General features: G+C 40.1%; 24 protein-coding genes and 1 tRNA gene. 13 read left to right on the top strand and 12 right to left on the bottom strand.

The features are described 5' to 3' along the window. The first annotated feature begins 126 nt into the window (after positions 1 to 126). From rplU to O6P32_RS07780, 3 genes are all read left to right on the top strand, one after another. The gene (gene rplU, locus O6P32_RS07790) at positions 127 to 444 is read left to right on the top strand and encodes a 50S ribosomal protein L21 (protein ID WP_007566748.1); all 318 of its coding nucleotides are present in this window, start codon (positions 127 to 129) and stop codon (positions 442 to 444) included. Positions 445 to 465: 21 nt separating this feature from the next. Continuing rightward, the gene (rpmA, locus tag O6P32_RS07785) at positions 466 to 729 is read left to right on the top strand and encodes a 50S ribosomal protein L27 (RefSeq protein WP_178265658.1); all 264 of its coding nucleotides are present in this window, start codon (positions 466 to 468) and stop codon (positions 727 to 729) included. A gap of 258 nt (positions 730 to 987) precedes the next feature. Next, on the top strand, positions 988 to 4,113 hold the full coding sequence (locus O6P32_RS07780) for a GH92 family glycosyl hydrolase (protein ID WP_269877798.1): 3,126 nt from the start codon (positions 988 to 990) through the stop codon (positions 4,111 to 4,113). Positions 4,114 to 4,339: 226 nt separating this feature from the next. Here O6P32_RS07780 and O6P32_RS07775 read toward each other — a convergent pair whose 3' ends face one another. From O6P32_RS07775 to nusB, 5 genes are all read right to left on the bottom strand, one after another. Then, a complete protein-coding gene (locus O6P32_RS07775; protein ID WP_178265656.1) occupies positions 4,340 to 4,756 on the bottom strand; it encodes a DUF5606 family protein in 417 nt (138 codons plus the stop codon). Positions 4,757 to 4,832: 76 nt separating this feature from the next. Then, positions 4,833 to 5,426 carry a dephospho-CoA kinase gene (coaE, locus tag O6P32_RS07770; RefSeq protein WP_178265655.1) on the bottom strand — a complete coding sequence of 198 codons (594 nt, stop codon included), beginning with the start codon at positions 5,424 to 5,426 and terminating at the stop codon, positions 4,833 to 4,835. Further along, the gene (locus tag O6P32_RS07765; RefSeq protein ID WP_178265654.1) at positions 5,423 to 6,448 is read right to left on the bottom strand and encodes a YbbR-like domain-containing protein; all 1,026 of its coding nucleotides are present in this window, start codon (positions 6,446 to 6,448) and stop codon (positions 5,423 to 5,425) included. The genes coaE and O6P32_RS07765 overlap by 4 nt, the downstream gene beginning before the upstream one ends. Positions 6,449 to 6,460: 12 nt before the next feature. Then, a complete protein-coding gene (gene yajC / locus O6P32_RS07760) occupies positions 6,461 to 6,769 on the bottom strand; it encodes a preprotein translocase subunit YajC (protein ID WP_178265653.1) in 309 nt (102 codons plus the stop codon). Between the two features lie 43 nt (positions 6,770 to 6,812). Next, positions 6,813 to 7,739: a transcription antitermination factor NusB gene (nusB, locus tag O6P32_RS07755; protein WP_178265652.1), complete on the bottom strand. Its 927-nt coding sequence runs from the start codon at positions 7,737 to 7,739 to the stop codon at positions 6,813 to 6,815. A gap of 175 nt (positions 7,740 to 7,914) precedes the next feature. On the opposite strand from nusB, the gene O6P32_RS07750 reads away from it, so the two are divergent. From O6P32_RS07750 to O6P32_RS07735, 4 genes are all read left to right on the top strand, one after another. Next, entirely contained in the window at positions 7,915 to 8,289 is a 375-nt protein-coding gene (locus O6P32_RS07750) for a DUF3276 family protein (protein WP_178265651.1), read from the top strand. 175 nt (positions 8,290 to 8,464) lie between these two features. Then, the gene (locus tag O6P32_RS07745; protein WP_178265650.1) at positions 8,465 to 9,061 is read left to right on the top strand and encodes a 50S ribosomal protein L25/general stress protein Ctc; all 597 of its coding nucleotides are present in this window, start codon (positions 8,465 to 8,467) and stop codon (positions 9,059 to 9,061) included. Positions 9,062 to 9,097: 36 nt separating this feature from the next. Further along, complete coding sequence (gene pth, locus O6P32_RS07740) at positions 9,098 to 9,661, top strand: aminoacyl-tRNA hydrolase (RefSeq protein ID WP_178265649.1); 564 nt, start codon at positions 9,098 to 9,100, stop codon at positions 9,659 to 9,661. Positions 9,662 to 9,670: 9 nt separating this feature from the next. Then, the gene (locus O6P32_RS07735) at positions 9,671 to 10,090 is read left to right on the top strand and encodes an RNA-binding S4 domain-containing protein (protein ID WP_178265648.1); all 420 of its coding nucleotides are present in this window, start codon (positions 9,671 to 9,673) and stop codon (positions 10,088 to 10,090) included. A gap of 81 nt (positions 10,091 to 10,171) precedes the next feature. Here O6P32_RS07735 and O6P32_RS07730 read toward each other — a convergent pair whose 3' ends face one another. The 3 genes from O6P32_RS07730 to O6P32_RS07720 form a co-directional block, all read right to left on the bottom strand. Then, positions 10,172 to 10,573: a DUF6232 family protein gene (locus O6P32_RS07730; RefSeq protein ID WP_178265647.1), complete on the bottom strand. Its 402-nt coding sequence runs from the start codon at positions 10,571 to 10,573 to the stop codon at positions 10,172 to 10,174. Between the two features lie 10 nt (positions 10,574 to 10,583). Further along, positions 10,584 to 10,850 carry a hypothetical protein gene (locus tag O6P32_RS07725; protein WP_178265646.1) on the bottom strand — a complete coding sequence of 89 codons (267 nt, stop codon included), beginning with the start codon at positions 10,848 to 10,850 and terminating at the stop codon, positions 10,584 to 10,586. Between the two features lie 119 nt (positions 10,851 to 10,969). Next, positions 10,970 to 13,231 (bottom strand): cation:proton antiporter, encoded by a 2,262-nt coding sequence (locus tag O6P32_RS07720; protein WP_269877796.1) that lies wholly within the window; start codon positions 13,229 to 13,231, stop codon positions 10,970 to 10,972. Between the two features lie 142 nt (positions 13,232 to 13,373). Between O6P32_RS07720 and lysS the strand changes: the two genes are divergently transcribed. The 4 genes from lysS to O6P32_RS07700 all read left to right on the top strand — a co-directional run bounded on the left by lysS (position 13,374) and on the right by O6P32_RS07700 (position 18,392). After that, positions 13,374 to 15,104, top strand: a complete 1,731-nt coding sequence (gene lysS, locus O6P32_RS07715; protein ID WP_178265644.1) for a lysine--tRNA ligase — start codon at positions 13,374 to 13,376, stop codon at positions 15,102 to 15,104. Positions 15,105 to 15,196: 92 nt separating this feature from the next. After that, complete coding sequence (locus O6P32_RS07710; RefSeq protein ID WP_178265643.1) at positions 15,197 to 16,192, top strand: NAD(P)H-dependent glycerol-3-phosphate dehydrogenase; 996 nt, start codon at positions 15,197 to 15,199, stop codon at positions 16,190 to 16,192. 12 nt (positions 16,193 to 16,204) lie between these two features. Further along, the gene (locus O6P32_RS07705; protein WP_178265642.1) at positions 16,205 to 17,554 is read left to right on the top strand and encodes a glucose-6-phosphate isomerase; all 1,350 of its coding nucleotides are present in this window, start codon (positions 16,205 to 16,207) and stop codon (positions 17,552 to 17,554) included. A gap of 106 nt (positions 17,555 to 17,660) precedes the next feature. Further along, positions 17,661 to 18,392, top strand: a complete 732-nt coding sequence (locus O6P32_RS07700; protein WP_269877794.1) for an HAD-IA family hydrolase — start codon at positions 17,661 to 17,663, stop codon at positions 18,390 to 18,392. A gap of 237 nt (positions 18,393 to 18,629) precedes the next feature. Here O6P32_RS07700 and O6P32_RS07695 read toward each other — a convergent pair whose 3' ends face one another. Both O6P32_RS07695 and O6P32_RS07690 read right to left on the bottom strand, forming a co-directional pair. Continuing rightward, complete coding sequence (locus tag O6P32_RS07695; RefSeq protein WP_269877793.1) at positions 18,630 to 19,382, bottom strand: copper homeostasis protein CutC; 753 nt, start codon at positions 19,380 to 19,382, stop codon at positions 18,630 to 18,632. A gap of 71 nt (positions 19,383 to 19,453) precedes the next feature. Then, positions 19,454 to 19,525, bottom strand: a tRNA-Arg gene (locus O6P32_RS07690). 225 nt (positions 19,526 to 19,750) lie between these two features. On the opposite strand from O6P32_RS07690, the gene asnA reads away from it, so the two are divergent. After that, positions 19,751 to 20,791 (top strand): aspartate--ammonia ligase, encoded by a 1,041-nt coding sequence (gene asnA, locus O6P32_RS07685; RefSeq protein WP_269877792.1) that lies wholly within the window; start codon positions 19,751 to 19,753, stop codon positions 20,789 to 20,791. A 54-nt stretch (positions 20,792 to 20,845) separates the two neighbouring features. Beyond that, a complete protein-coding gene (locus tag O6P32_RS07680) occupies positions 20,846 to 21,508 on the top strand; it encodes a uracil-DNA glycosylase (RefSeq protein WP_269877791.1) in 663 nt (220 codons plus the stop codon). Positions 21,509 to 21,598: 90 nt separating this feature from the next. On the opposite strand, the gene O6P32_RS07675 is transcribed toward O6P32_RS07680, so the two are convergent. Together O6P32_RS07675 and O6P32_RS07670 are read right to left on the bottom strand one after the other, a co-directional pair. Next, entirely contained in the window at positions 21,599 to 24,379 is a 2,781-nt protein-coding gene (locus O6P32_RS07675) for a putative LPS assembly protein LptD (protein ID WP_405370846.1), read from the bottom strand. 85 nt (positions 24,380 to 24,464) lie between these two features. Next, positions 24,465 to 25,001 (bottom strand): HD domain-containing protein, encoded by a 537-nt coding sequence (locus O6P32_RS07670; RefSeq protein WP_178265636.1) that lies wholly within the window; start codon positions 24,999 to 25,001, stop codon positions 24,465 to 24,467. Between the last annotated feature and the right edge of the window lie 38 nt (positions 25,002 to 25,039).

Genomic DNA, 25,039 nt, shown 5'->3' with positions numbered 1-25,039 from the left:
CTTTAAATGCTTGGTTATATGAATTAAAACCCTTAACTTTGCAGCCGATTTAGTCCGTAAAGGTAAACAAGTAACCGAATGAGAGCGGTTCACCTTGCGGAGAAAACCCGTTTAATATTAAATAAAATGTACGTAATTGTAGAAATTAACGGTCAGCAGTTCAAAGCTGAAGAAGGCAAAAAACTGTTTGTACATCACATTCAGAATGCTGAAAACGGTGCAACTGTTGAATTTGACAAAGTTTTGTTGGTAGACAACAACGGTACTGTTACTGTAGGTGCTCCTACTGTAGAAGGTGCAAAAGTGGTATGCGAAGTAGTTTCTCACTTGGTAAAAGGTGACAAAGTATTGGTATTCCACAAGAAGAGAAGAAAAGGTTACAGAAAACTGAACGGTCACCGTCAGCAGTTTACTGAATTGACTATCAAACAAGTTATTGCTTAATCATTAAAAACGTAGAAAGAAATGGCACATAAGAAAGGTGTAGGTAGTTCTAAGAACGGCCGTGAGTCAGCTAGCAAAAGATTAGGCGTAAAGATATTCGGTGGTTCAGCTTGCAAAGCTGGTAACATCATTGTTCGTCAAAGAGGAACAGTTCACAACCCAGGTGAAAACGTAGGTATGGGTAGTGACCACACTCTTTACGCATTGGTAGACGGTACTGTATGTTTCAAGAAAGGTCGCGAAGACAAGAGCTTCGTATCTGTAGTTCCTTTCGCTGAAGCATAATAAGTCTCAGTATTTAGAAAAGAAATTGAAAAGGGTTGCATCTTGCGTTGCAACCCTTTTTTCATTCTGCCATAAAAACGAAATTTGTCCTATTCTCTATTTTTCTTTTCTTCCCTAGATAAATTACTCCAAGCATCCACTTTCCTTTTTATTTTCTATTTTTCCACTCTACAATAATATAATATAAGTATATCAGAAAAAAGTCTGACAGAATACCGTATTGTTTTTCGTTTATTTGTGTCATAAAATACAATAACCATGAACAAACAACTTGTCTCTCTATTTCTGCTGACAGCATGTTGCGCACAACCGATAAGCGCAGACAGAATCTGGACCATCGGAGAAAACGACAATCAGGCAAAAGGTTTTGCACTGGCTCCGAATGGATACAAAGACTATCTTGCAAATGACTTTGGCTACGAAGACCGTTATTTCTTAATCGGCCATTCGGATGCGAGCAAAGAGTTTCCTTACGTAATACCCGGTCCTTCGGATGGATGGGGAGGAACTGGCGGTACTTCTGGATGGCGTACACACGATACAACCATCCTTTTCGGTATCGAAAAAATAACCAATAACTCCACTCCATGGAAACTGACCATAGATGTGCTGGACAACGCTGTAGAGTTACCTCCTCTTCTGAAGGTTACCGTAAACGGAACTGCATGGAAATTCCAGTTACCGAAAGGAAAAAACAAGAACTCCATTACAGGCGATTTAAGCGGAACTGTAGAAAATCGTATAGAGATACCTATCGACCCTGCTTGTCTTCATGAAGGCGGAAATGAAATCCGTTTATCTGTACTGCAAGGTTCTTGGATTCTATTCGACCAAATCACATTGGATGGTCCTGCAGGTATACAGTTGATAAAACCCAAGAAAGCTTTTTTACGCGGAGTAGAAGCTGCCAACTATGAAATTGAACAAAACGGCAAGCGAATACAGCCTCTGCTGGTAGATGTAGAAGAATTGTCGGGACGCCCTACTCTTGAAGTTGAAGTAGACGGAAAGAAGGTATTTACCCAACAGATTGATACAGCTCGCTACGTGCTCGAAGTCCCTATGTCTTCTGTAGAAACCACACAAAAAAGTCAGTATGTGGTAAGAGCCGACGGACGAATCATCGGTAAAGGACAGATAGAAAGAAGCACCCAGCCATTACAGACATTGGCAGACTACGTAGACACACGCATTGGTACCGGACATTCGCGCTGGATGATTGCACCGGGGCCGTGGATGCCTTTCAGTATGGTAAAACTGAGCCCGGACAACCAGAATACCGGATGGCAGGCAGGATACCAGCCTACTTTTGAAAACATCGGATGTTTCAGCCATATTCACGAGTGGACTTTAGGTGGTTTGGGATTAATGCCTACAAATGGGAAGCTGGTTATACAAGAAGGCGAAGAAGGTAATCCAGACTCTGGTTATCGTTCACGCATAGATAAGCGTACCGAAAAAGCCGGAATCGGTTATTATGCGATCCACCTGGAAGATTATGATATTCAGGCAGAACTGACTGCGACTACCCGATGCGGATTCCAACGATACACTTTCCCGAAAGATAGAAAGGGAGCACGTGTGTTGGTAGACTTACATATCCCGACTGAATATGACTACTTGCTGAGGGAAGTAGAGTTGCGCAAAGTAAGCGACTACAGAATAGAAGGTGTAAGTCATCAACTATCCAAAAATGTATGGAGCAACGATGCTGATCAGGACTATAAACTACACTTTGTATTGGAATTCGACCAGCCTATTGCCGATATGGGAATCTGGGCAGATGGAGAAGTACGCCGCGATACTGTATTAAAAGCCAAAGACCTGAAAGATGCAGGGGTTTATCTGGAGTTTGATGTGACTAAACATCCGGTAGTACAAGTACGTTCGGGTATCTCATTGGTAAGCATCGAAAATGCATCACTCAATCTTGAAAAAGAAATTACTCGTCCGTTTGGATGGAACTTTGAAGCTGTACAACAAAATCAGAAAAAGGTATGGAACGAATTGTTCGACCGAGTACAGATTACAAGTACCGACCGTATGGAAAAGGTACGTTTCTATAATAATATGTATCGCGCACTGTGTAGCCGAAACATATGGAGTGACGTAAACGGAGAATGGGTTTCGACTGATAAAAAAGTACACCGCCTGTCAGACGAAAACGATGCAGCATTGGGATGTGATGCTTTCTGGAACACATTCTGGAATCTGAACCAGTTCTGGAACCTGGTAACACCGGAATGGAGCAAACGATGGGTAAACTCTCAGTTGGCTATGTACGATGCCAACGGATGGCTGGCAAAAGGACCTGCAGGTATGAACTACATTCCTGTCATGGTAGCCGAACATGAAATACCTCTTATAGTAGGAGCATACCAAATGGGAATACGCGACTTTGATACTGACAAGGCTTTGGAAGCTATGCTGAAAATGCAGCGTACTCCTTCACAGAAAGTATACGCTGGATACGCTGGAAACAGAGACCTGAAATCGTATCTAAAATACAAATATGTACCTTCCGACTTGGGAAGATTCTCTAATTCTTTGGAATATTCTTACGACGACTGGACTGTAGGACAGTTTGCCAAAGCTTTAAACAAGCAGGATATATATAAGGAATTCAACGAAAGAGGATACTGGTGGAAGAATACCATTGATACTCGCTCGGGATATGCTACATTGAAGGATAGCAAAGGAAAATGGGCTGCCAACTTCGACCCGTTCCGCTCGGGTGCCAATGAACACTATGTAGAAGGAAACGCCTGGCAGTTGACTTACTTTGTCCCTCAGGATATACGTGCATTGGCCGACTATATTGGCAAGAAGCGTTTCATTGAAAGATTGGAATGGGGATTCCAGGCAAGCGAACCTTGGCGATACAATGCCCCCAATGATCAGTATTGGGATTTCCCCGTTGTACAGGGTAACCAGCAGTCTATGCACTTTGCATTCTTGTTCAACTGGGTAGGTAAACCATGGCTGACACAGAAATGGAGTCGTTCTATTATCGACCGATATTATGGAGCAGGAGTTGCAAATGCATATTTAGGCGATGAAGACCAGGGACAGATGAGTGCATGGTTTATTATGGCTGCTATAGGCTTATTCCAGACTGATGGAGGATGTAGCGTAGATCCTATATACGAAATCGCCAGCCCGCTTTATGAAAAAACGGTTATCCGACTGGACAACCGATACGGAAGAGGAAAAGAATTCACTATCGAAGCTCGTAATGCTTCACGTCAGAACAAATATATACAGTCGGCTACACTGAATGGAAAGCCACTTCAAAATTTCTATTTCCCTGCATCTGAACTGCTGAAAGGAGGTACACTGATACTGGAAATGGGTGATAAACCAAATAAAAAATGGGGGCTGTAAAGCTCCCATTTTTTTATAGTAGTATCATATCACTGCTTCTTTATATTTTGATGACAGATATCACAAGATTTCTTTTGAGAAATATCAAGACTTATAATATATGATTTAAGCTGCATTCTGCTTTTGTTTCAAAACCTTTTCGGATATCAATAAAAAAGATTCCCGGTCAGACTGTAGTCAGTTTAACCGGGAATCTTTTATTGATTGTTTTAAAAAGCTAATTCTATTATTCTGCAGCTTCTTCTGCTTTTTCTACAAATTCAGTCACTCCGTTTGATACCAACAAATTATACCACTGAATAAGTTTCTTAATATCGCTGGTATGAACACGGTCACGATCATAAGTAGGTAAAACTTCAGCCATGAAAGCATTCAACTCTTCTACAGATGCTTTTTTATAATCGATAGCTGTAACAGCACCATTTTCTTTCTTCTTTACTGATTCCAATACATCTGCCAAAGGTACTTCATCATCGTCTGTGTACATAGCAATATCGCCTAAAGAAATCACTTTATCGCTGGCATACACAGGCATTCTTTTTCTAGCAGCATCTACTGTTTCTACAATCAGCATATTCTTTGCCTGAGAAACCAGTTTATATAATCCCGGTTTACCTGAAATAGCTAAAATAGTCTTCAACATACGAGTAATAATATTATTATTTGTTTTTAATTTTAGATAGCGGCAAAAATACAATTCACAGACGATATATACAACATTATCTTCCCTTTTCTGTAGTCAGTTTATCAATCACTTCCTGCAACTGAGGCCACAAAGGGCAGACTCCATCATTGATTATCACAAAGTCGGCACGTTTTCGCTTTTCCTCTTCTGAAAACTGAGCCGCCATCCTGCTGCGTATTTGTACCTCAGTAGCACCATCACGCTGCATAGCTCTTTGCAGACGAATCTCTTCGGGAGCATATACCATCAGTATCTTGTCGACACTCTTATCAAAGCCCGATTCATATAAAATAGCGCATTCCATAACAACAACCTCAGTACCCGAATGACGTAAAGCCCATTCTTGAAAATCTTGTTTCACTATCGGATGTACAATTGAATTAATTCGAGATGCATTCTCAGAGGAAGAAAAAAGATATTCTGCAAGTAAAGGTTTATTCAAGCGCCCTTCCACATAAACATTTGTTCCAAGCAATTCTACCAACTGTTTCTGAATAGAAGGATGTTCCATCATGAGTCTTTTCGCATTCGAATCAGTATCATAGACAGGAATACCTGTCTCAGCTAACAAATGGGATACATATGACTTTCCACTACCTATCCCTCCAGTTATTCCCAAACGAATCATTCTTTATCTCCTTCCTCCACTACAACCTGTTGTTCTATCAAATAATCTATATCCGAATTCTGTATCCGGATATGACTGACACTATTAGGAGCTTTTCTTATCATCAAAGGTAGCTTTTCTCCTTTGGCATTCTTGATATCTTCGTAAGTAACTCCTATAAAGAAGTCATCTGCCGTTACCGACTTAAAATTCTTCAATCCGACCTGAAAAGTAACCTTTACTTTAGAAGGAAAGGTACGCAACACCTTACCGGCAGGAAAGTTAATACCTATCACAGGAACTTCTACGGTTTTCTCCGAATACATATCTACATACACAGATATATCATTGTAATCGGGAATAAACTTCACTCCCTTGATACGACGAAGTTTTACACGCTGTGTTAAAGTATCACTCACAGATTCAAAACGCACATCTTGCGTATAAGCAGCTATCAACGTATCAAGCACTCCATCTGGCGCATAAGCAATAACCGAATCAGGATGAAAGCCGATATGAGAAATATAATATTGTCTCCCAGGAGTAATCTCTCCCCGAAGACGAACTGGTAACTTTCTAGCTTTACCTTTCGTATAGATAAAATCGAGTGTATCCGGACGAATAGAAAGCAGTTTAGTAGAAACATTAAGCTGGGCGGATATTCTTTTCGATAATTCCGACGTAGAAATACGTACGTGAGTACCGGCTTCCATATAATCAGAAAAATCAAAAGTTACAGGAAAGAATGTTCTCCCCAACATATAATTTAGCAGAACAGTTCCTCTATCTTCGACTTGAACACGAACTTCTTCGGGAAGATCAGAAGTTATCACTACTTCCTTAGGAACATTCTTCAACCGAAGAGGAACTTTAAACTCGGTCTGATATACATCATCTAAAGTCTGTAAAAGCCAAAAAGCAAAAGAGACCAATACAAAAAACAAAAAAACCAGAAACTCCCTGCTTTTAGAGCTAAGCAAGAAGTTTCTGATTCTTCGAAATCCAAACCGATAATATCTTTTTATGTTCTTTACATCGAACATATTAATAGATTTTTATTTGTTTGCCTGAGCCTGCGCATCTGCATAAATAGAGTTTTTATCTACTCTGATTTTCACACTTGGCGCAATTTCTACCACAACGGCGTTATCTTCAATTTCCTTAATTTTTCCATAAATACCACCAGCAGTAATAACAGACTGTCCTACTTCCAGATTTTTACGGAAGTTAGCAATTTCTTTCTGCTTCTTCTGCTGTGGACGAATCATGAAAAAATACATGATAGCAAAAATGGCTACCATCATAATAAGGAAGGAATAATCTCCTCCAGCTTGAGCCTGCAATAATACAGTTAAAAGGTTCATAGGTTTTTCTTAATAATTAGTTATTTAATAGCGCACAAATATATCAATTTTTTGTCAGCTTGTTTTCCTTTTTCAATTGATTAACTATTCCATCCAAAGTACCATTAATAAAGCCACCACTCTTTGGAGTGCTATATAACTTGGCTATTTCTACATATTCATTTAATGATACATTCACTGGAATATTAGGGAAACTCAATATTTCGGCCAAAGCAATCTGCATAATAACCACATCCATTAAAGCTACTCGATCCAAATCCCAGTTCTTAGAATTTTCACTAATCAAGTGACGATAATAATCTGCGTTCAAGATAGTACGACGGAACAATCGACGTGCAAAATCCTGATCTTCTTCATCTTTAAACTCAGGAAGAAGTTCCTGCTTTTCTCCGTTTTTAGGATCAAAACGTTTGATGGTCTTCAATACAAAAGTATCAACAATTTCCTTATCATCATTCCAATACAAACTCTGGTCTTCCAACACTTCATCCAATCTTGCATTGTTGAAAATAATACGTTTGTAAATCTTGCGCCATACTTCACGATCTTCTTCATACGAAGAGGTTTCACTCTCCATATACTCCTTATATATATCGCTCTGCATAATCTGCTCACACAGATTTTTAATAAAGTCACCCTCATTCTCCCAAGTTTTCTTTTGGGTAGAAGCAAACTCATTCAGCTGTTTGTTGACTTCAAGCTGAGCAATGAAGCGGTTTTCTACAAACTTGGTATTAGGACACAAATCCTCTTTGGTAGGAGCCAGTTTATTTTTCGCTGCATCCAGCCGTCTGCTGGCATACTTCGTAACCTCCACCATGAGAAGCAAGAGATAGTTATACAAATCATACGCTTTAGATAAACTGAAGAACAACTCTTTTTCTGCAGTATCTAAATTTTTACCACCGTTCTGATAATACGCATAAATTATCTGAACTATTTTCAGACGAATAAGAACTCTGTTAATCATACTATTTGTTCCATATATTTGAGAGTGCAAAAATAGATATTTTCCTTTATATCTGCATAAAGATAGAGAACTTTTTTATGCAAATCATCCATAGACTTTATTTTTATACTCGTTTCTTTGTATTTTTCAAAAAAATCATCAAATTTGAAGGCGTTTTTAATAAGAAATCAAGCTTATGGAAGATTTAAAAAAGAAAAATGGACTAAACGAAAATGATAAAGACATTGTTTTTTCAAAAGCAATAAAAGCAGGAAAACGAATCTATTACCTCGATGTCAAGAAAAACAGAAAAGACGAAATGTTTTTAGCTATTACTGAAAGTAAAAAAATAGTATCTGGAGAAGGGGAAGCATCTCAAATAAGCTTTGAGAAGCATAAGATTTTCCTTTATAAAGAAGATTTCGAGAAATTCATGAATGGCTTGCAGGAAACAATTCAATACATAGAACAAGGACAGGGGAATACTTCATCACTGGCACCTCATAAAAAAGAGGATGAAGAACATGAAACTGTAAACTCAGATGCAATAAAAATTGACATTGAGTTTTAAATAAACTCTATACACAAAGTATTTAATTTAGAAAAGATTAAAAACACTTGTCAAAGTAAAAGATTATTCTTACCTTTGCGCCGCTTTAAGTTCATCGTGTGATATACCACATCGTGTGATGGTGAATTAAGCAATAGATACACTTAATTTAGAGTAACACAAAAAATTAAAAACAATGAAATCAATTGAAATCAAAGGTTCTTTAAGAACTGAAACAGGTAAAAAAGCTACTCACAGCTTGCGTAAAGAAAATGGTGTACCATGTGCATTGTATGGTATCCAGAAAGACGAAAACGGCAAACCAGTTGCAACTCACTTCACTGTAACAGTAGAAGGTTTGCGTAAATTGGTATACACACCTCATATCTATGTAGTAGATTTGAACATTGATGGCAAAGTAGTAAATGCTATCATGAAAGATATCCAATTCCACCCTGTAACTGATGCTATTCTGCACGTTGATTTCTTGCAGATTGACGAAGCTAACCCAATCGTAATGGAAGTTCCTGTAAAATTGGAAGGTTTGGCTGAAGGTGTGAAAGCCGGTGGTAAATTGGCATTACAGATGCGTAAACTGAAAGTTAAAGCATTGTACAACGTAATTCCAGAACGTTTGGTTGTAGATGTAACAAGCTTAGGTTTGGGTAAGACTATCAAAGTTGGTGAATTGAACTACGAAGGTTTGCAGATTCTGAATGCAAAAGAAGCTGTAGTATGCGCAGTTAAATTGACTCGTGCTGCTCGTGGAGCTCAGGCTGCTGCAAATAAATAATCATTTTCAGTAACCTAAACCACAAAATCCCTTTCAATGAAATATTTGATTGTAGGACTGGGAAATATCGGTGAAGAATACCGAAATACCCGTCACAACATAGGATTTATGGTATTGGACGCCCTAGCTAAGGCGTCCAATATTGTTTTTAAGGACGGACGTTACGGAGCGACTTCTACCCTCTCCATAAAAGGAAGACAAATGCTCCTGCTCAAACCTTCCACATATATGAACCTAAGTGGAAATGCTGTAAGATATTGGATGCAACAAGAAAAAATTCCTTTGGAAAACGTATTAATTATTGTTGATGATTTAGCATTACCATTTGGAAGTTTACGTTTAAAAGGAAAAGGAAGCGATGCAGGTCATAACGGCTTAAAACATATAGCGGCGACATTAGGTACACAAAACTATGCCCGACTACGTTTTGGTATAGGCAATGATTTTCCAAAAGGAGGACAAATAGATTACGTATTGGGAAAATTTGGAGAAGAAGATATGAAACTCATGCCTGAACGTTTGGAAACTGCAGGAGAAATAATAAAAAGCTTCTGTCTGGCCGGATTAAACATCACCATGAATCAATACAATAATAAATAAACGAGCATTATGCCTGAAGCAAGAATAGATAAGTGGATGTGGGCTGCCCGAATCTTTAAAACCCGCACCATTGCAGCTGAAGCTTGCAAAAAAGGAAGAATCTATATTAATGGTGCCCAAGCAAAACCGGCTCGCATGATTAAACCTGGAGATACCATACAGGTAAAAAAACCGCCTATCACCTATTCATTCAAAGTTATACAAGCAATAGAAAAGCGTGTTGGAGCAAAGCTTGTTCCTGAAATTATGGAAAACGTAACAACTCCAGACCAGTACGAACTGCTAGAGATGAGTAAAATAAGTGGCTTTGTCAATCGTGCCAAAGGTACAGGAAGGCCCACCAAAAAAGACCGTCGAGATTTAGATGAGTTTTTCACTCCCGAATATATAGACGATTTTGACTTTGATTTTGATGATAACGAAGAATAAAGTCCAAATAAAAACAGAAAGAGACTAAATGTATTTCATTTAGCCTCTTTCTGTTTTTCCAGTTTATATTTTATCAGCTTTCTATTCTTTTTCTTTCTCTTCCTCAAGATTATTCTTTGAAGTCCAAATAGCCTTCCTGATTTCTTCCAATTCATAAGGATCGGTAGAGATCAATGGAATTGTCTCCCCCCAACCAATGCGAAGGCGCAAAGCATATTGAGTTTTCATCCGTATAGCCACTATAAGCATAATTAAGCCACACAGAAAGAAAAACAAAGCGACTCCCATGGATCCTCCCACCATCAAAAGGCCAAAGAAAAAAGATAATACTCCGAACGTAATAGGATATCTCCGATAATTAGCACGCTTTGAAACATAAACTGCATTTACGTCAGATAGCTTATAGCGCGAACTATTTAATATAAACTCTTTTGATGTAACTTTTACGCCATCTTTATCATAATATAAGTCCGCTCTTACCATGTTTTCTTAATTAGATTTTTCCTGCCATTAATTTTTTATTGTGTGAATTTGCAGCAATTGCAGCCCAAATAACACCAATAGGAATAGTAAGAATCAAGCCAAATCCAAAGGTCAAAAGTCCGACGATTAGATTTACAATAATCATTACAATAGCTCCTAATACTGTAGAATAAAACATACCCAATGGGCCAAAGAATAAAGATAAAGCAATTGCAATACCTACACTTTTAGGAGACTTTGTTACTACTACGTTTACATTTTGATTTTCAGTTGCCATAATACAGTCTGTTAAAGGTTAAACAAATCCGTTAATAAATATTACAATCGCAAAGGTATAAAACCTTTTTTAATATACAATTTTTTTTACATCTATTTTCCGTTTCAGTCCAAAGAACTTCATTTCACCTCAGCCATCACCAAACGTTGCAAATCACTCTTTTCTCCGACAATCCAAATAATATCCCCTACTTCCAAACGCCGATTGACATTCGGAGAACAAAGTTGCTTATCGTTTTCCGATTCTATCCCCACAACCATACAACGGTATTCGTTACGTATACCACTTTCTTTAATTGTATGACCTGCAATAGGCGAAACTTCAGGAATCTTAAACTGCTTCAACACCATTTCGTGCTGTTCAGCATCTTCATAGCCCAATGCATCAGAAACCTGCCCTACATAATGAGCAAAAACAGATAACTGTTCATCCGTACCGATAACCTGTAAAGTATCTCCTGGGAAAATACGAATTCTTCCTCCTGGAATATTTATCCGATGAGTTCCTCGAATAATCGATGCGACATGCACATTATATTTCTGCCCCAAGTCCAATTCCTGTAATGTCTTACCAGCCCACAAAGAATCAGCAGGTACAGAAAAATCTGATAAGTGCAAGTTTCTATCTAATAACCCACTTTCATATTCAGGACGTTTTTCTCCAATATATTCTTTATGAATATCTTTCGAACGCAAATTCTGTACGAAAGTACGCTCAAGACCAATAGATCTCTTTTTCAAGAAACGAGAGAAAACCATTCCAACCACCAACAAAACCGCAATACCTACCATCAAAGCAGCAGATGCTCTAAACAAGAATTCAATGATATATACCACAAAGCCTGTAGCAATTACTACCCGAAGCAATATTACAGCTATCAACGGAGCATGATTAAAGCGACTATCCGACCACAAAGCCTTAAATTCAATCGAACGATTTTTCTTCATGATCAAAGCACGCAAGAAAGGAGCAATTGCAGATATCGTCACCACAGCCCCTAATAAACGTCCCCAAAAATCACCTAAAGCCGAAACGATTAAAGGTACCACCAAATGCAAACACAATCCCATAATCGCCACAGACAACACCGAATAAATCAAAACAATACGCATGATTGCAACCAATAATTTCTTCCAGTTATTTTCATGCTGTACGGTCTGCGAACCAGTAGAATACCTCTCCAAAAAGGTCCGGACTCCTTCTGGCATTGTACGATCCACCCAATTATAGGCAGGAACAGCCAAACGTATCATATAAGGAGTAAGAAAAGTCGTAATAACCGATACTGCCACTACTATAGGATATAGAAAATGACTGGTTACATTCAAGCTAACCCCTAAAGAGGCAATAATAAATGCAAATTCACCGATCTGGGTTAAACTGAAACCACACTGCATGGCAGTTTTCAAAGACTGCCCGGAAAGCAACACTCCCATTGTTCCAAAGACAGCCTGTCCTAATAAGATCGCTAATACTATCACCACAATAGGTACAATATACTCGACCACCATATGAGGATCAACCATCATTCCCACCGATACAAAAAAGATAGCCCCAAACAAATCTTTGACAGGTGCCACTAATTTTTCTATATGCTCAGATTCTATTGTTTCAGCAAGAATAGAGCCCATTATAAAAGCCCCAAAAGCAGGTGAAAAACCCACCTTAGACGCAAATACAACCATTCCAAAGCAAAGAGCAAGTGCTACAATCAGCAAAGTTTCATCACTCATCAGCTGGCGAACTTTTTTCAAAAAGAGTGGTATCAAATAAATACCTACCACAAACCATAATATCAAAAAGAAAACCAACTTGACAAGACTACCTACCATTTCTCCCCCTTCAAAATTCTGGCTCACCGCCATTGTCGAAAGCATTACCATCAGTACGATAGCCAATATATCTTCCAAAATCAAGATACTCAACACTAATCCAGCAAACCTCTGTTGACGCAAACCTAAATCATCAAAAGCTTTATAAATAATGGTAGTAGACGACATGGCCAGCATTCCTCCCAAATAAATACAGTCCATACGTTTCCAGTCAAAAGCCCAGCCCACACAAATTCCTACAGCAATCATACACAAGATAATGGTACATGCAGAAATCACAACCGAACCTCCCATCTTCATCATTTTCTTAAAGCTGAATTCCAATCCCAATGCAAACAAGAGGAAGATAACTCCAATATCTGACCAAGTCTGAATATTGGCAGTATCCGTTACCGAAGGAGTCAGTGAAAAATGCGGACTGGCTATAAATCCAGCAACAATATACCCTAACACTAATGGCTGTTTCAGTTTTTTAAAAACAAGAGTCATCAAACCGGCACACATCAGAATCAGTGCCAGGTCACTAATCAATGGAGCTAAATGCGACATGATACACACAAATTATAATACCATACAAAAATAGCGAATTAATTTAATAATGAGTGTGCCATGGCAAAAAGTAGCCTTATTTAGAGGTACTTTGCAAAAACTTTTTTAATTTTGTAACCAAATTGAGTTAATATATCAACAAATGAACGTATTAGAACTAAGTGAACAGGAGATTATCAGACGTAACAGTCTGAATGAAATGAGAGCGATGGGCATCGATCCGTACCCTGCAGCAGAGTATGTAACCAATGCATTCTCTACCGATATAAAAGCAGAATTCAAAGAGGACGAAGCAGAACCTCGCAAGGTTTCGGTAGCAGGTCGTATCATGTCGCGCCGTGTAATGGGTAAGGCTTCTTTCATTGAGTTACAAGACTCTAAAGGTCGTATTCAGGTATATATCACCCGCGATGATATTTGTCCGGATGAAAACAAAGATTTATACAACGTAGTATTCAAGCGTCTGCTCGACTTAGGAGACTTCGTAGGTATTGAAGGATTTGTATTCCGCACACAGATGGGAGAAATTTCCATCCATGCTCAAAAGTTGACAGTATTATCAAAATCAATCAAACCACTTCCAATTGTAAAATACAAAGATGGAGTGGCATACGATAAATTCGAAGATCCGGAATTACGTTACCGTCAACGTTATGTAGACCTGGTTGTAAACGATGGTGTAAAAGATATCTTCTTGAAACGCAACAAAGTATACAACTCAATGCGCGAATACTTCAACTCTAAAGGTTATATTGAAGTAGAAACTCCTATCCTGCAGTCTATTGCCGGAGGAGCTGCAGCACGTCCGTTTATTACTCATCACAATGCATTGGATATTCCTTTGTATATGCGTATTGCCAGCGAATTGTACCTGAAGCGTCTGATCGTAGGTGGATTTGAAGGTGTATACGAAATCGGAAAGAACTTCCGAAACGAAGGTATGGACCGCACACACAATCCAGAGTTTACTTGTATGGAAATCTATGTAGCCTACAAAGACTACAACTGGATGATGACCTTTACAGAAAATATGATTGAGAAAATCTGTATGGACGTAAACGGTACCACAGAAGTACAGGTCGGCGAACATCTGATCAACTTCAAGGCTCCGTTCAAACGTGTTACCATGCTGGATTCTATCAAAGAATTTACCGGATATGATTTGACTGGCATGAGCGAAGAACAGATTCGTGAAGTATGTCAGAAACTGAATATGGAAATCGATGACACAATGGGTAAAGGCAAGTTGATTGATGAAATCTTCGGCGAATTCTGCGAAGGCAACTACATCCAGCCTACTTTCATCACCGATTATCCAATTGAAATGTCACCGCTGACCAAACGTCACCGCAACAATCCGGAACTGACCGAACGTTTTGAGCTGATGGTAAACGGAAAAGAATTGTGTAACGCATACTCTGAGTTGAACGACCCAATCGACCAGCTTGAACGCTTTGAAGAACAGATGCGCTTAAGCGAAAAGGGTGATGATGAAGCAATGATCATCGACAAAGACTTCGTACGTGCATTGGAATATGGTATGCCTCCTACTTCTGGTATGGGTATCGGTATGGACCGTCTGGTTATGCTTATGACAGGCCAAAGCACTATTCAGGAAGTATTGTTCTTCCCACAGATGCGTCCGGAAAAGGTAATTCCGAAAGATGCACCAGCTAAATTCATCGAATTGGGTATTGCAGAAGACTGGGTACCTGTTATTCAGAAAGCCGGATACAATCTTGTTTCCGACATGAAAGACGTAAATCCACAGAAATTACACCAAGACATTTGCGGTGTAAATAAGAAATACAAATTAGAACTGACTAATCCAACTGTGGACGAAGTAGCAAGCTGGATACAAAAGATTCAATAAATGAAAAAGAAGAATGAGGAATGAAGAGCCATGGAACAACTTTTACCTATTCTTCATTCTTCGTTCTTCATTCTTCATTATAACAATATAATATGAAATTACCCGGTAAAATAGCAATTATGGGGGGAGGAAGCTGGGCTACGGCAATTGCCAAAATCATACTTACCCAAGCTGAATCAATCAACTGGTATATGCGCCGAGACGACCGCATTGAAGAGTTCAAGCGCCTCGGACATAACCCAGCCTACCTGACGAGTGTGCGTTTTGATACCAAACGCATCAATTTCTCATCGGATATCAATAAAGTAGTTCGCGAATCGGATACACTGATATTTGTGACTCCTTCTCCATATCTGAAGACCCACCTCAAAAAGCTAAAAACTAAAATCAAGGATAAGTTCATTGTTACAGCCATTAAAGGTATCGTTCCTGACGAGAATCTGATTATCTCCGATTACTTTCACAAAGTATACGATGTACCTGAAGATAACATTGCTGTATTGGCAGGTCCTTGCCATGCAGAAGAGGTCGCATTAGAACGATTATCCTATCTCACTGTAGGGTGCAAAGACATAGAAAAGGCTAAACTCTTTGCACGACAACTTGCAGGACACTACATCAAAACTTCCGTCAATACAGATGTAACAGGTATCGAATATGCTTCTGTATTGAAAAATGTTTATGCCATAGCTGCCGGTATATGCAGTGGCTTAAAATACGGTGACAACTTCCAGGCAGTACTGGTTTCGAACGCCTTACAAGAAATGAACCGTTTTCTGGATACAGTTCACCCCATCAACCGCTGCACCAACGACTCGGCATATTTAGGCGACTTATTGGTCACTTCTTATTCCAACTTCAGCCGTAACCGAGTATTCGGTACCATGATTGGTAAAGGATATTCAGTAAAAAGCGCACAAATAGAAATGGAAATGATTGCCGAAGGATACTACGGCACTAAATGTATTAAGGAAATCAACAAGCACTTGCATGTTAATATGCCCATTGTAGATGCGGTATATAATATCCTGTATGAGCGAATCTCACCTATGATTGAAATTAAACTACTAACTGATTCATTCAGATAAACATAGATCGTTATGGAAAATATTAAACTGAACATCGAAAAAACGTTAGATTTCATATCTAAAGATAAGCTAACAACTTATGAGTCTAAAGTAAAGACTTATATGGATACATTGGAACAGGGAACCGGACTGGGTAACGATTTTCTGGGTTGGTTACATTTACCTTCTTCTATCACTCCAGAACATCTTGCCGACTTGAAAGCTACAGCACAAGTACTGCGCGACAACTGCGACGTAGTCGTAGTAGCTGGTATCGGAGGCAGTTACCTGGGAGCACGTGCGGTAATAGAAGCGATGTCGAACAGTTTTGCATGGCTGCAAGAAAAGAAAGCAGGCGAACCGACTATCCTTTTCGCAGGTCACAACATCGGCGAAGACTATCTGTTCGAACTGACCTCTTTCCTGAAAGACAAAAAATTTGGTGTAATCAATATTTCCAAATCAGGTACTACAACCGAAACCGCTTTGGCATTCCGTCTGCTTAAAAAACAGTGCGAAGAACAACGCGGAAAAGAAATGGCACGTAAAGTAATCGTAGCCGTAACAGACGCAAAGAAAGGAGCTGCCCGCATCACTGCTGATAAAGAAGGATACAAATCATTCATTATTCCAGATAATGTAGGTGGACGTTTCTCTGTTCTTACTCCGGTGGGTCTGCTTCCCATCGCTGTAGCAGGTCTCGATATCGAACAGCTGGTAGCCGGTGCACGCAAAATGGAAGAAGTTTGCGCAAACCCGAACATGGAAGAAAATCCGGCTGCTCTGTATGCAGCTACACGCAACGAACTTTATCAGAACGGAAAGAAGATAGAAATTCTGGTAAACTTCCAGCCTAAATTGCATTACTTCATGGAATGGTGGAAACAATTGTATGGAGAATCTGAAGGAAAAGACCACAAAGGTATCTATCCAAGCTCTGTAGACTTCTCAACAGACCTCCACTCTATGGGACAATGGATTCAAGAAGGAGAACGCACAATCTTCGAAACTGTGGTTTCGGTAGAAACTCCTAACCATGAACTGCACGTACCGGCAGATGATGAAAACCTCGACGGTTTGAACTTCCTGGCAGGAAAACGTGTTGATGAAGTAAACAAGATGGCTGAATTGGGAACACAGTTGGCACATGTAGACGGAGGTGTACCCAACTTGCGTGTCAGTGTTCCTGTACTGAACGAATACTACTTGGGACAACTGATCTACTTCTTCGAAAAAGCTTGCGGCATCAGCGGATATCTGCTTGAAATTAACCCGTTCAACCAGCCGGGAGTAGAAGCATACAAGAAAAATATGTTTGCACTGCTCAACAAACCTGGATACGAAGAAGCATCCAAAGCTATTCGGGCACGTTTAAACAAATAAAAGATTAATACATAGTAAAGAATGGAGATAGAGGAGAAATCTTTCATCACAAGATTCCTCAATCTTCATTCTTTATTTTTATCATCCAATCTACACTATTTACCAAATGTTTCAAGAAGCTATAAACCAGTATCTCCAAAAACATCAATACGAATCTATCAAGCTAAAAGCTGTTTTGTTTGATATGGACGGTGTGTTGTTCGACTCAATGAAGAACCATGCAGCCGCATGGCATGAGGCCATGAAGCAATACGGCATGCACCTGAGTTACGAAGAAGCCTATATGCACGAAGGAAGAACCGGAGCCTCCACTATCAACATTGTCAGTACCCGACAGAGAAACCGGGAAGCTACAGAAGAAGAAATCAAGGAAATCTACCATACAAAAAGTGAATTATTCAATGCACTTCCCAAAGCCGTACGAATGCCGGGAGCACTGGAAGTATTGAACAAAGTCAAAGGTTGCGGACTCATTCCAATGGTAGTAACCGGGTCCGGACAAACATCTTTATTAGACAGACTGAACCGTAACTTTCCGGATATATTCAAGGCAGAACTGATGGTGACTGCTTTCGACGTAAAATACGGAAAGCCCAATCCGGAACCTTATCTGATGGCACTGAAAAAAGCAGGAATCGCTCCAAACGAGGCCATCGTGGTAGAAAATGCCCCACTGGGAGTACGAGCTGGAGTGGCCGCAGGAATATTTACAGTGGCCGTCAATACAGGACCACTTCCCGACTCTGCATTACTGGATGAAGGCGCCAACTGTCTTTTCCACTCCATGCCGGAATTCAACGACAACTGGGAGACTCTATTCCACGCGTTTCAGGGCTGAAAAGCCCTTTTTTTTATGAAATAGCCCTTGCATAAGCAGGTATGCTCTATACCATCATGCAGAAACATATAAAAAGCACTACAACCGACGACGTCGGCTCTATAATCAACGCTGGCGATTCTACAGCCAACGATACCGATTATAGAGCCGACGTCGTCGATTATAAAATACGTACCATAACGATACGTAAATATCCTATTCCAAGACCCAATTACAGTATGTGTCCTATCAGTTTCGTTATTCTTTACCAATCAATGCCTGAATGGTGTGTCTTACCCGCTCTGCTGTTGTAACGGAGTGCATATACTCGTCTATCTCTCCATTACCTCCCATCGACAGAGCCGGATTTCTCAGTTTCATTTTACTCGCTTTGTTTTCACGGGCCGAAAAATGAAATTCTGCAGCTCCGGTTTTTTCAGCCAGCGACGCAATATTAGACTCATTCACCCCACATCCCGGCATAATTACAATACGACCGTCTGCCTGCTTTACCAAGTCAGCCAACAAGCCGGCTCCTTCCATTGCAGTTTTTTGCTGACCGGAAGTCAATATACGATCTACTTTCAATTCGATAAGCTGTTCCATTGCCTGAAACGGATCCTTCACATAATCGAAGGCACGGTGAAAAGTCACAGCCATTCCTTCCGAAACTTTCATCAGACGCTCTATAGCCGAAATATCCAATTCACCTTCCGGAGTAAGACATCCGAATACTACTCCATCCGCACCTAACTGTCGAGCCATCCGAATATCCTCTTCCATTATATCCAACTCCAACGGAGAGTATAGAAAATCTCCTCCACGAGGACGAATAATCACATGCAAACGGATGTCAATCATCTTTCTTGCTAACTTGATTTCACCATACGAAGGTGTAGTTCCTCCCTCTGGCATCGAAGCGCATAATTCCACACGATGTGCTCCCCCTTGCTGTGCAGCCAGACAACTGGCTGCAGAATTGGCACAGATTTCAAAAGTATATTGTTTCATAACCATGATTTTAAACGTCGCACAATAAAAAAAGAGACTTCTTAAAAAGTCTCTTTACCCCTTTTCTATTGTACGCCCGTGGGGAGTCGAACCCCAATCGATGGAACCGGAATCCATTATTCTATCCATTGAACTACGGGCGCATTATTTTAATGCGACGGCAAATGTACAATTTATTAATGTTTTCTCCTAATATTGACTCAAGAAATTCTTCCTTATCCTTCTCCTTCATCTCCTGAAATATAATCAAAAGTATACCTTCAAAAAGTAAAACGCAAACATTATGATATAATAATTTAAAAATAAATTGCATTTTAACAAAATAAACTTACCTTTGCAAACACAATAACTATTAAGAACAAATAATCATGAGCTATTTGATAAAACCAACCAACTATAAGCCTCTACTCGACATGAAACAAACCGAGTTAGGTATTAAACAGATAAAAGAATTTTTCCAGCAGAACCTTTCTTCCGAATTACGCTTGCGAAGAGTAACAGCACCACTTTTTGTATTGAAAGGAATGGGAATCAACGATGACTTAAGCGGAACAGAACGTCCTGTATCATTCCCCGTCAAAGAACTGGGAGACCAACAGGCGGAAGTGGTACATTCATTAGCCAAATGGAAACGACTGACACTGGCCGATTATCACATCGAGCCGGGATACGGTATCTATACGGATATGAATGCTATCCGTGCCGACGAAGAACTGGGAAATCTTCATTCGCTTTACGTAGACCAATGGGACTGGGAACAGGTTATCACTCCCGAGCAACGTAACATTGATTTTTTGAAAGATATCGTCAGACGTATCTATGCAGCCATGCGACGTACAGAGTATATGGTTTGTGAAGCATATCCTCAGATCACTCCTTTTATGGCTCCCGAAGTACATTTCATACATGCAGAAGAACTGTTACAGATGTATCCGGATAAGTCTGCCAAAGAGAGAGAAGACCTGATTACCAAACAATACGGCTCGGTATTTATCATCGGCATAGGTGGAAGCCTGAGCAACGGTAAACCGCATGACCTGCGTGCCCCCGACTACGACGACTGGTCTACCGTTGATACAAAAACAGGACTTCCGGGATTGAATGGTGACTTGCTGATATGGAATGAGGTACTGGGACGCGCCATCGAACTGTCTTCCATGGGTATCCGTGTGGATCAAATGGCTTTGACCAAACAACTCCAGATTGCCCATAAAGAAGAACGTGCCCAGCTTTATTTCCACAAGCGTTTACTGGAAGGCTCTCTTCCTCTTAGCATCGGAGGCGGTATCGGACAGTCACGCTTATGTATGCTATATCTCAAAAAGGCCCATATCGGTGAAATACAAGCCAGCATTTGGCCGGAAGAGATGCGGGAAGAATGCCAACGCTTGGGTATGAATCTCATTTAGTTGATAAATTCTCCCAAAATCACTACCTTTACCCGGACAAATAGAAAAACAACTATGAATGTACAAATAGAAGCTACATGGAAAGAGGTCTTGGCGCCAGAATTTGAGAAAGATTATTTCATTAAACTGACCGATTTTGTTCGCCATGAATACCAGACAACCGTAGTCTATCCTCCGGGAAAACTTATATTCAATGCATTTAATCTTTGCCCATATCCCAAGGTAAAGGTAGTGATAATAGGACAGGATCCTTACCACGGACCGGGACAGGCACACGGACTTTGCTTTTCGGTAAACGATGGCATAGCATTTCCTCCTTCTCTCCAGAACATCTTTAAAGAAATACAAGACGATTTGGGAACTCCGATACCGACAAGTGGAAATCTGACCCGCTGGGCAGAACAAGGGGTATTACTTCTGAATGCAACACTTACCGTACGCGCCCGTCAGGCCGGCTCTCACCAGCGCAAGGGATGGGAAGAGTTTACAGATGCTGCAATCCGGGCTTTGGCCGAAAACAGAGAACATCTGGTATTCATCTTATGGGGATCTTACGCACAGAAGAAAGGAGCTTTTATCGACCGTAACAAGCATTTGGTGCTGACTTCTGTTCACCCCTCTCCTCTGTCTGCTTACAATGGGTTCTTCGGGAACAAACATTTCAGCCGTACCAACGAATATCTTGTTCAGCACGGAGAACAGCCTATCCAATGGTAATTTCCACATCATATAAAAAGGATTCCGCCTTACACCCTGTTGATACAGTATGTAAGGCGGAATCCTTTTTATATCATTACCGAGAAATACTTAATACCAGGTAACAGCTTCACTTGAGTTACTACGCTGATCCCATTTCAATGCATCGGTCAGCATATTCGAATTGGCACGTATAGAGAAATTGTATGATGTATACGGACCAAATATCAAGCCACAACTCATGGTAAAACAGTGCAAGTCGCGGGTTATGTTCATCGTTGTATACGAAAGTTCCTTCTGCGTAAAATCATAACCAGTAGCATAGGTCATATTCCAACGGCTTCCCAGCTTCAAGTTACCCGATACATTCAAAGAATGAGTGAGCGAATAAGGGTAACGCATCGTCTTAATATTAATCTGCTTGCTACGGTCTTCACGAATGCTATAACTGTAACTTAAACTTACACTCCATGGAAGTTTGAAGGCCAGATAACCGTCAGGGTCAAGAGTAGCCTGTTCGGTCTTTCTCATATTAGAGCCATTATTGGTCTTTTCTTCGGTATCCTCTTCTTCATCTTCATCCTCCTCGTCACCATTCTTTTTCTTATCCTTCTCTTCCTCTCCCTTTCCGAACAGTTTCTTAAATGTATCATTGTTCAATGTATACGAGAATGAACCACTATACCCTTGGAAACGTCCGAAACGGCCATACGACCATTCTGTACGGTCGCTTTCTACCACATTTCCGTTTTCATCGAACTTATAAGCATAAGTGGCGAAGCTTGCATTCATATTAAAGGTATAATTCTTGGTCAGCTTCAAACGGACATTCATGCTTAAATCGCTCCAACGTTTCCGGGCAATATCATAAGACAAACTACCGCTCAACTGGTCTATCAAACTGATTTTCTTATAGCCGGTAGTATCTTTATCCGATTTCATCTTCATTTCGATGTTGTTATCCAACGAGAAACTGATGTTTTGCGATACACCTTTCATGGTAGGATAACTGTAAGCAGCTCCTTCGTACGGAGAATACTCCTGCATACGCACCTCACCGTTTTCATCGGTATAGGTATAACTGTCGTAATAACCAAACTTTGCCTTACTGAAGTCCGGGGTATAAGCATAGCTCACAGAAGGAGTGATGACATGACGGATCTGTATTTCCTTTTTCTTCATGAACAAAGGCTTATACATACCATACAACTTCGTATTCATAGACAAAGACAGATTATAATCGTACACACGATTAAATCCATTAATGGTATCTCGTACTACTTCACGCGTATCCTGATCATAGCTTTGCTTTACCTTTCTCAAATACCAGCGTTCGGTGTAATTGAATGAAGGCGTGATATTGATATACTTAAACAAGTTAAACGTTGCCTGTACAGGGATATAATGCTTCATACCATTATCCCACTTAGACAAAGGAGTCTTAAACAACAGATTATCTTTTGTATTCACACTGTTCGTCAACGATCCTGTATACTGCAGCGAAATTTTCTCATACCAGCGGTCACCCATCGAATTCTTTCTCTTAAACGGATAGATACGGTTCAAGGAGATATTCAAATCCGGAAGGGTCATTGTCAACGATGAATCCCGGGTATTCTGGGTAATATTGAAGGTACTCGAAATATTCAGACCAATCTCAGGAAAAGTTCTTGAGTAACTTACACTGGAGGCCTTGGTATTATTCGAATAACTGTTGGCATTATAAATTGAATTCAAGCTGGAACGGTCGTAACTACTGGTCGAAAAATTGACACTGGCAGAGAATGTACTGTTCGGGTTGGCCTTGGCATCCTGACGATGACTCCACTGAATACGGAAGTCTTTCGACACACTATAATCCGGCATATTCTTCTCTCCCAACTTGGTAACCAAATAGCTGGCATTGAAATAACCACTGTATTTATAGCGTTTATTATAGGTCGATGCAGCCGAAAGTCCCCAAGAACCTTTCGTAAAGATTTCTCCCAAAACCTTCAAATCCATCTGATCGCTGATAGCAAAATAGTATCCACCATCGCGCAAATAGAAACCACGACTCATTTCATCTCCATAAGTCGGCATGATAAATCCCGATGAATAACTACTGCTGAAAGGGAAAAATCCAAATGGGATGGCCAACGGAAGAGGTACATCCTCTACTACCAACTGAGCAGGACCAAAGACAACGTCTTTCTTGGGACGGACTTTCGCCATAGACAGTTTCAAATAAAAATGCGGATGTTCCTGATTGTCGCAAGTGGTATATTTACCATGACGCATGTAAATATCGTCATTGGGGCCTTTCTTGGCATCTTCACTGGTCACATAACCTTCACCCTGTTGCGTCACAATGCTGTTGATAAACCCTTTCTTCGTCTTGAAGTTATAACGCATGGTCTTAGACTCATACGGTGTTTCCCCATCCTTGAAAACAGGTGTTCCCTGTTCTACTCCTGTAGTATCGGCTACTCCTCGTGCATATACCGTACTGCTGTCCATGTTCATTGTAATCAGGGCAGAAGTCAGTTCTATATTCTGATAGTTTACCTTTCCATTTCCAAACAGGTGCGCAAACCCTCCTTTGGTAAAAACAATAGAATCGGATGCTTCGTAAATAACCGGAGCATCAATCGGCTGTTTCTTGGGCGTAGTATCCTTTGCCAGTGTATCCACTGCCAATGTATCCATTTGCAACGAATCAAAAAGCAAAGAGTCTTTTTGCAAAGATTTATCCACACGTATCCCTACCGCCTGTGAATCAAGAGATGTTTCTGTTTTTTCCTTTCGATGTTTTCTGCCCTTTACACGCTGAGCCTCAGCATAAAAAGCAAACAGAAAACCAGCCAGAAATAATGATATTAATAGATATGTTGTTTTTTTAAACGACGTCATTCATTCATTTTTTACGCAATGCGGTACAAAAGTAAACATTATCCTCTAAATAAATGCGAAACACGCTGTTTTTAATGTATTTTAGTTACAAAAACAGCTTACACCACTCATCAAAACGTTTGCCGCCTTCTTCTCCAAAACGAGCCACACTCTTCCGTGCCTTTTCTATTGATTTTTCCTTATCCAATTTAGTTTTTGAAAAGAACTTATCTGCAAAACATATAATTTGTTCTTCCAGGCTTACCGGCAACATCTCGCGATGTGGAATAGGCAACTCCTGTTCTATGATATTCTGCAAAGAGATTCCTGCTCCAGTATGACGTTCGCACACTAAAGCATGACGGGGAAAACCTTCGGCTGCCACCAACTCTGCTCCCAAATATCCATGACAAATATAAGGATGTGTTCCGTAACAACCGATACCCGAAGCATCTGTAAGAAAGATACCGATATCGTGTAACATGGCAGCTTCTTCAATAAAAGACAAGTCTAACTGCAATTCCGGATGATTACGAGCCATAGCCAGTGCCTTGTCTGCCACCGAACGGCTATGTACCAACAAAATATGTTTCAACTCATTATCAACCGGGTAGTATTTATCAATCAAAGCCAAAGGATTCATTTTTTCTTGGTTTAGTTTTTATTATCTTTGTACAAAAC

Source organism: Phocaeicola acetigenes, assembly GCF_027529745.1.
GTDB classification, from domain to species: domain Bacteria; phylum Bacteroidota; class Bacteroidia; order Bacteroidales; family Bacteroidaceae; genus Phocaeicola; species Phocaeicola acetigenes.
The sequence above is the reverse complement of the archived record's forward strand: the minus strand, read 5'-3'. Positions and strand labels throughout refer to the sequence as shown.

What these genes read in the sequence shown, in the direction of transcription:
- rplU (WP_007566748.1), top strand. Translation starts at nt 127, where the DNA reads ATGTACGTAATTGTAGAAATTAACGGTCAGCAGTTCAAAGCTGAAGAA.
- rpmA (WP_178265658.1), top strand. Translation starts at nt 466, where the DNA reads ATGGCACATAAGAAAGGTGTAGGTAGTTCTAAGAACGGCCGTGAGTCA.
- O6P32_RS07780 (WP_269877798.1), top strand. Translation starts at nt 988, where the DNA reads ATGAACAAACAACTTGTCTCTCTATTTCTGCTGACAGCATGTTGCGCA.
- O6P32_RS07775 (WP_178265656.1), bottom strand. Translation starts at nt 4,756, where the DNA reads ATGTTGAAGACTATTTTAGCTATTTCAGGTAAACCGGGATTATATAAA.
- coaE (WP_178265655.1), bottom strand. Translation starts at nt 5,426, where the DNA reads ATGATTCGTTTGGGAATAACTGGAGGGATAGGTAGTGGAAAGTCATAT.
- O6P32_RS07765 (WP_178265654.1), bottom strand. Translation starts at nt 6,448, where the DNA reads ATGTTCGATGTAAAGAACATAAAAAGATATTATCGGTTTGGATTTCGA.
- yajC (WP_178265653.1), bottom strand. Translation starts at nt 6,769, where the DNA reads ATGAACCTTTTAACTGTATTATTGCAGGCTCAAGCTGGAGGAGATTAT.
- nusB (WP_178265652.1), bottom strand. Translation starts at nt 7,739, where the DNA reads ATGATTAACAGAGTTCTTATTCGTCTGAAAATAGTTCAGATAATTTAT.
- O6P32_RS07750 (WP_178265651.1), top strand. Translation starts at nt 7,915, where the DNA reads ATGGAAGATTTAAAAAAGAAAAATGGACTAAACGAAAATGATAAAGAC.
- O6P32_RS07745 (WP_178265650.1), top strand. Translation starts at nt 8,465, where the DNA reads ATGAAATCAATTGAAATCAAAGGTTCTTTAAGAACTGAAACAGGTAAA.
- pth (WP_178265649.1), top strand. Translation starts at nt 9,098, where the DNA reads ATGAAATATTTGATTGTAGGACTGGGAAATATCGGTGAAGAATACCGA.
- O6P32_RS07735 (WP_178265648.1), top strand. Translation starts at nt 9,671, where the DNA reads ATGCCTGAAGCAAGAATAGATAAGTGGATGTGGGCTGCCCGAATCTTT.
- O6P32_RS07730 (WP_178265647.1), bottom strand. Translation starts at nt 10,573, where the DNA reads ATGGTAAGAGCGGACTTATATTATGATAAAGATGGCGTAAAAGTTACA.
- O6P32_RS07725 (WP_178265646.1), bottom strand. Translation starts at nt 10,850, where the DNA reads ATGGCAACTGAAAATCAAAATGTAAACGTAGTAGTAACAAAGTCTCCT.
- O6P32_RS07720 (WP_269877796.1), bottom strand. Translation starts at nt 13,231, where the DNA reads ATGTCGCATTTAGCTCCATTGATTAGTGACCTGGCACTGATTCTGATG.
- lysS (WP_178265644.1), top strand. Translation starts at nt 13,374, where the DNA reads ATGAACGTATTAGAACTAAGTGAACAGGAGATTATCAGACGTAACAGT.
- O6P32_RS07710 (WP_178265643.1), top strand. Translation starts at nt 15,197, where the DNA reads ATGAAATTACCCGGTAAAATAGCAATTATGGGGGGAGGAAGCTGGGCT.
- O6P32_RS07705 (WP_178265642.1), top strand. Translation starts at nt 16,205, where the DNA reads ATGGAAAATATTAAACTGAACATCGAAAAAACGTTAGATTTCATATCT.
- O6P32_RS07700 (WP_269877794.1), top strand. Translation starts at nt 17,661, where the DNA reads ATGTTTCAAGAAGCTATAAACCAGTATCTCCAAAAACATCAATACGAA.
- O6P32_RS07695 (WP_269877793.1), bottom strand. Translation starts at nt 19,382, where the DNA reads ATGAAACAATATACTTTTGAAATCTGTGCCAATTCTGCAGCCAGTTGT.
- asnA (WP_269877792.1), top strand. Translation starts at nt 19,751, where the DNA reads ATGAGCTATTTGATAAAACCAACCAACTATAAGCCTCTACTCGACATG.
- O6P32_RS07680 (WP_269877791.1), top strand. Translation starts at nt 20,846, where the DNA reads ATGAATGTACAAATAGAAGCTACATGGAAAGAGGTCTTGGCGCCAGAA.
- O6P32_RS07675 (WP_405370846.1), bottom strand. Translation starts at nt 24,379, where the DNA reads ATGACGTCGTTTAAAAAAACAACATATCTATTAATATCATTATTTCTG.
- O6P32_RS07670 (WP_178265636.1), bottom strand. Translation starts at nt 25,001, where the DNA reads ATGAATCCTTTGGCTTTGATTGATAAATACTACCCGGTTGATAATGAG.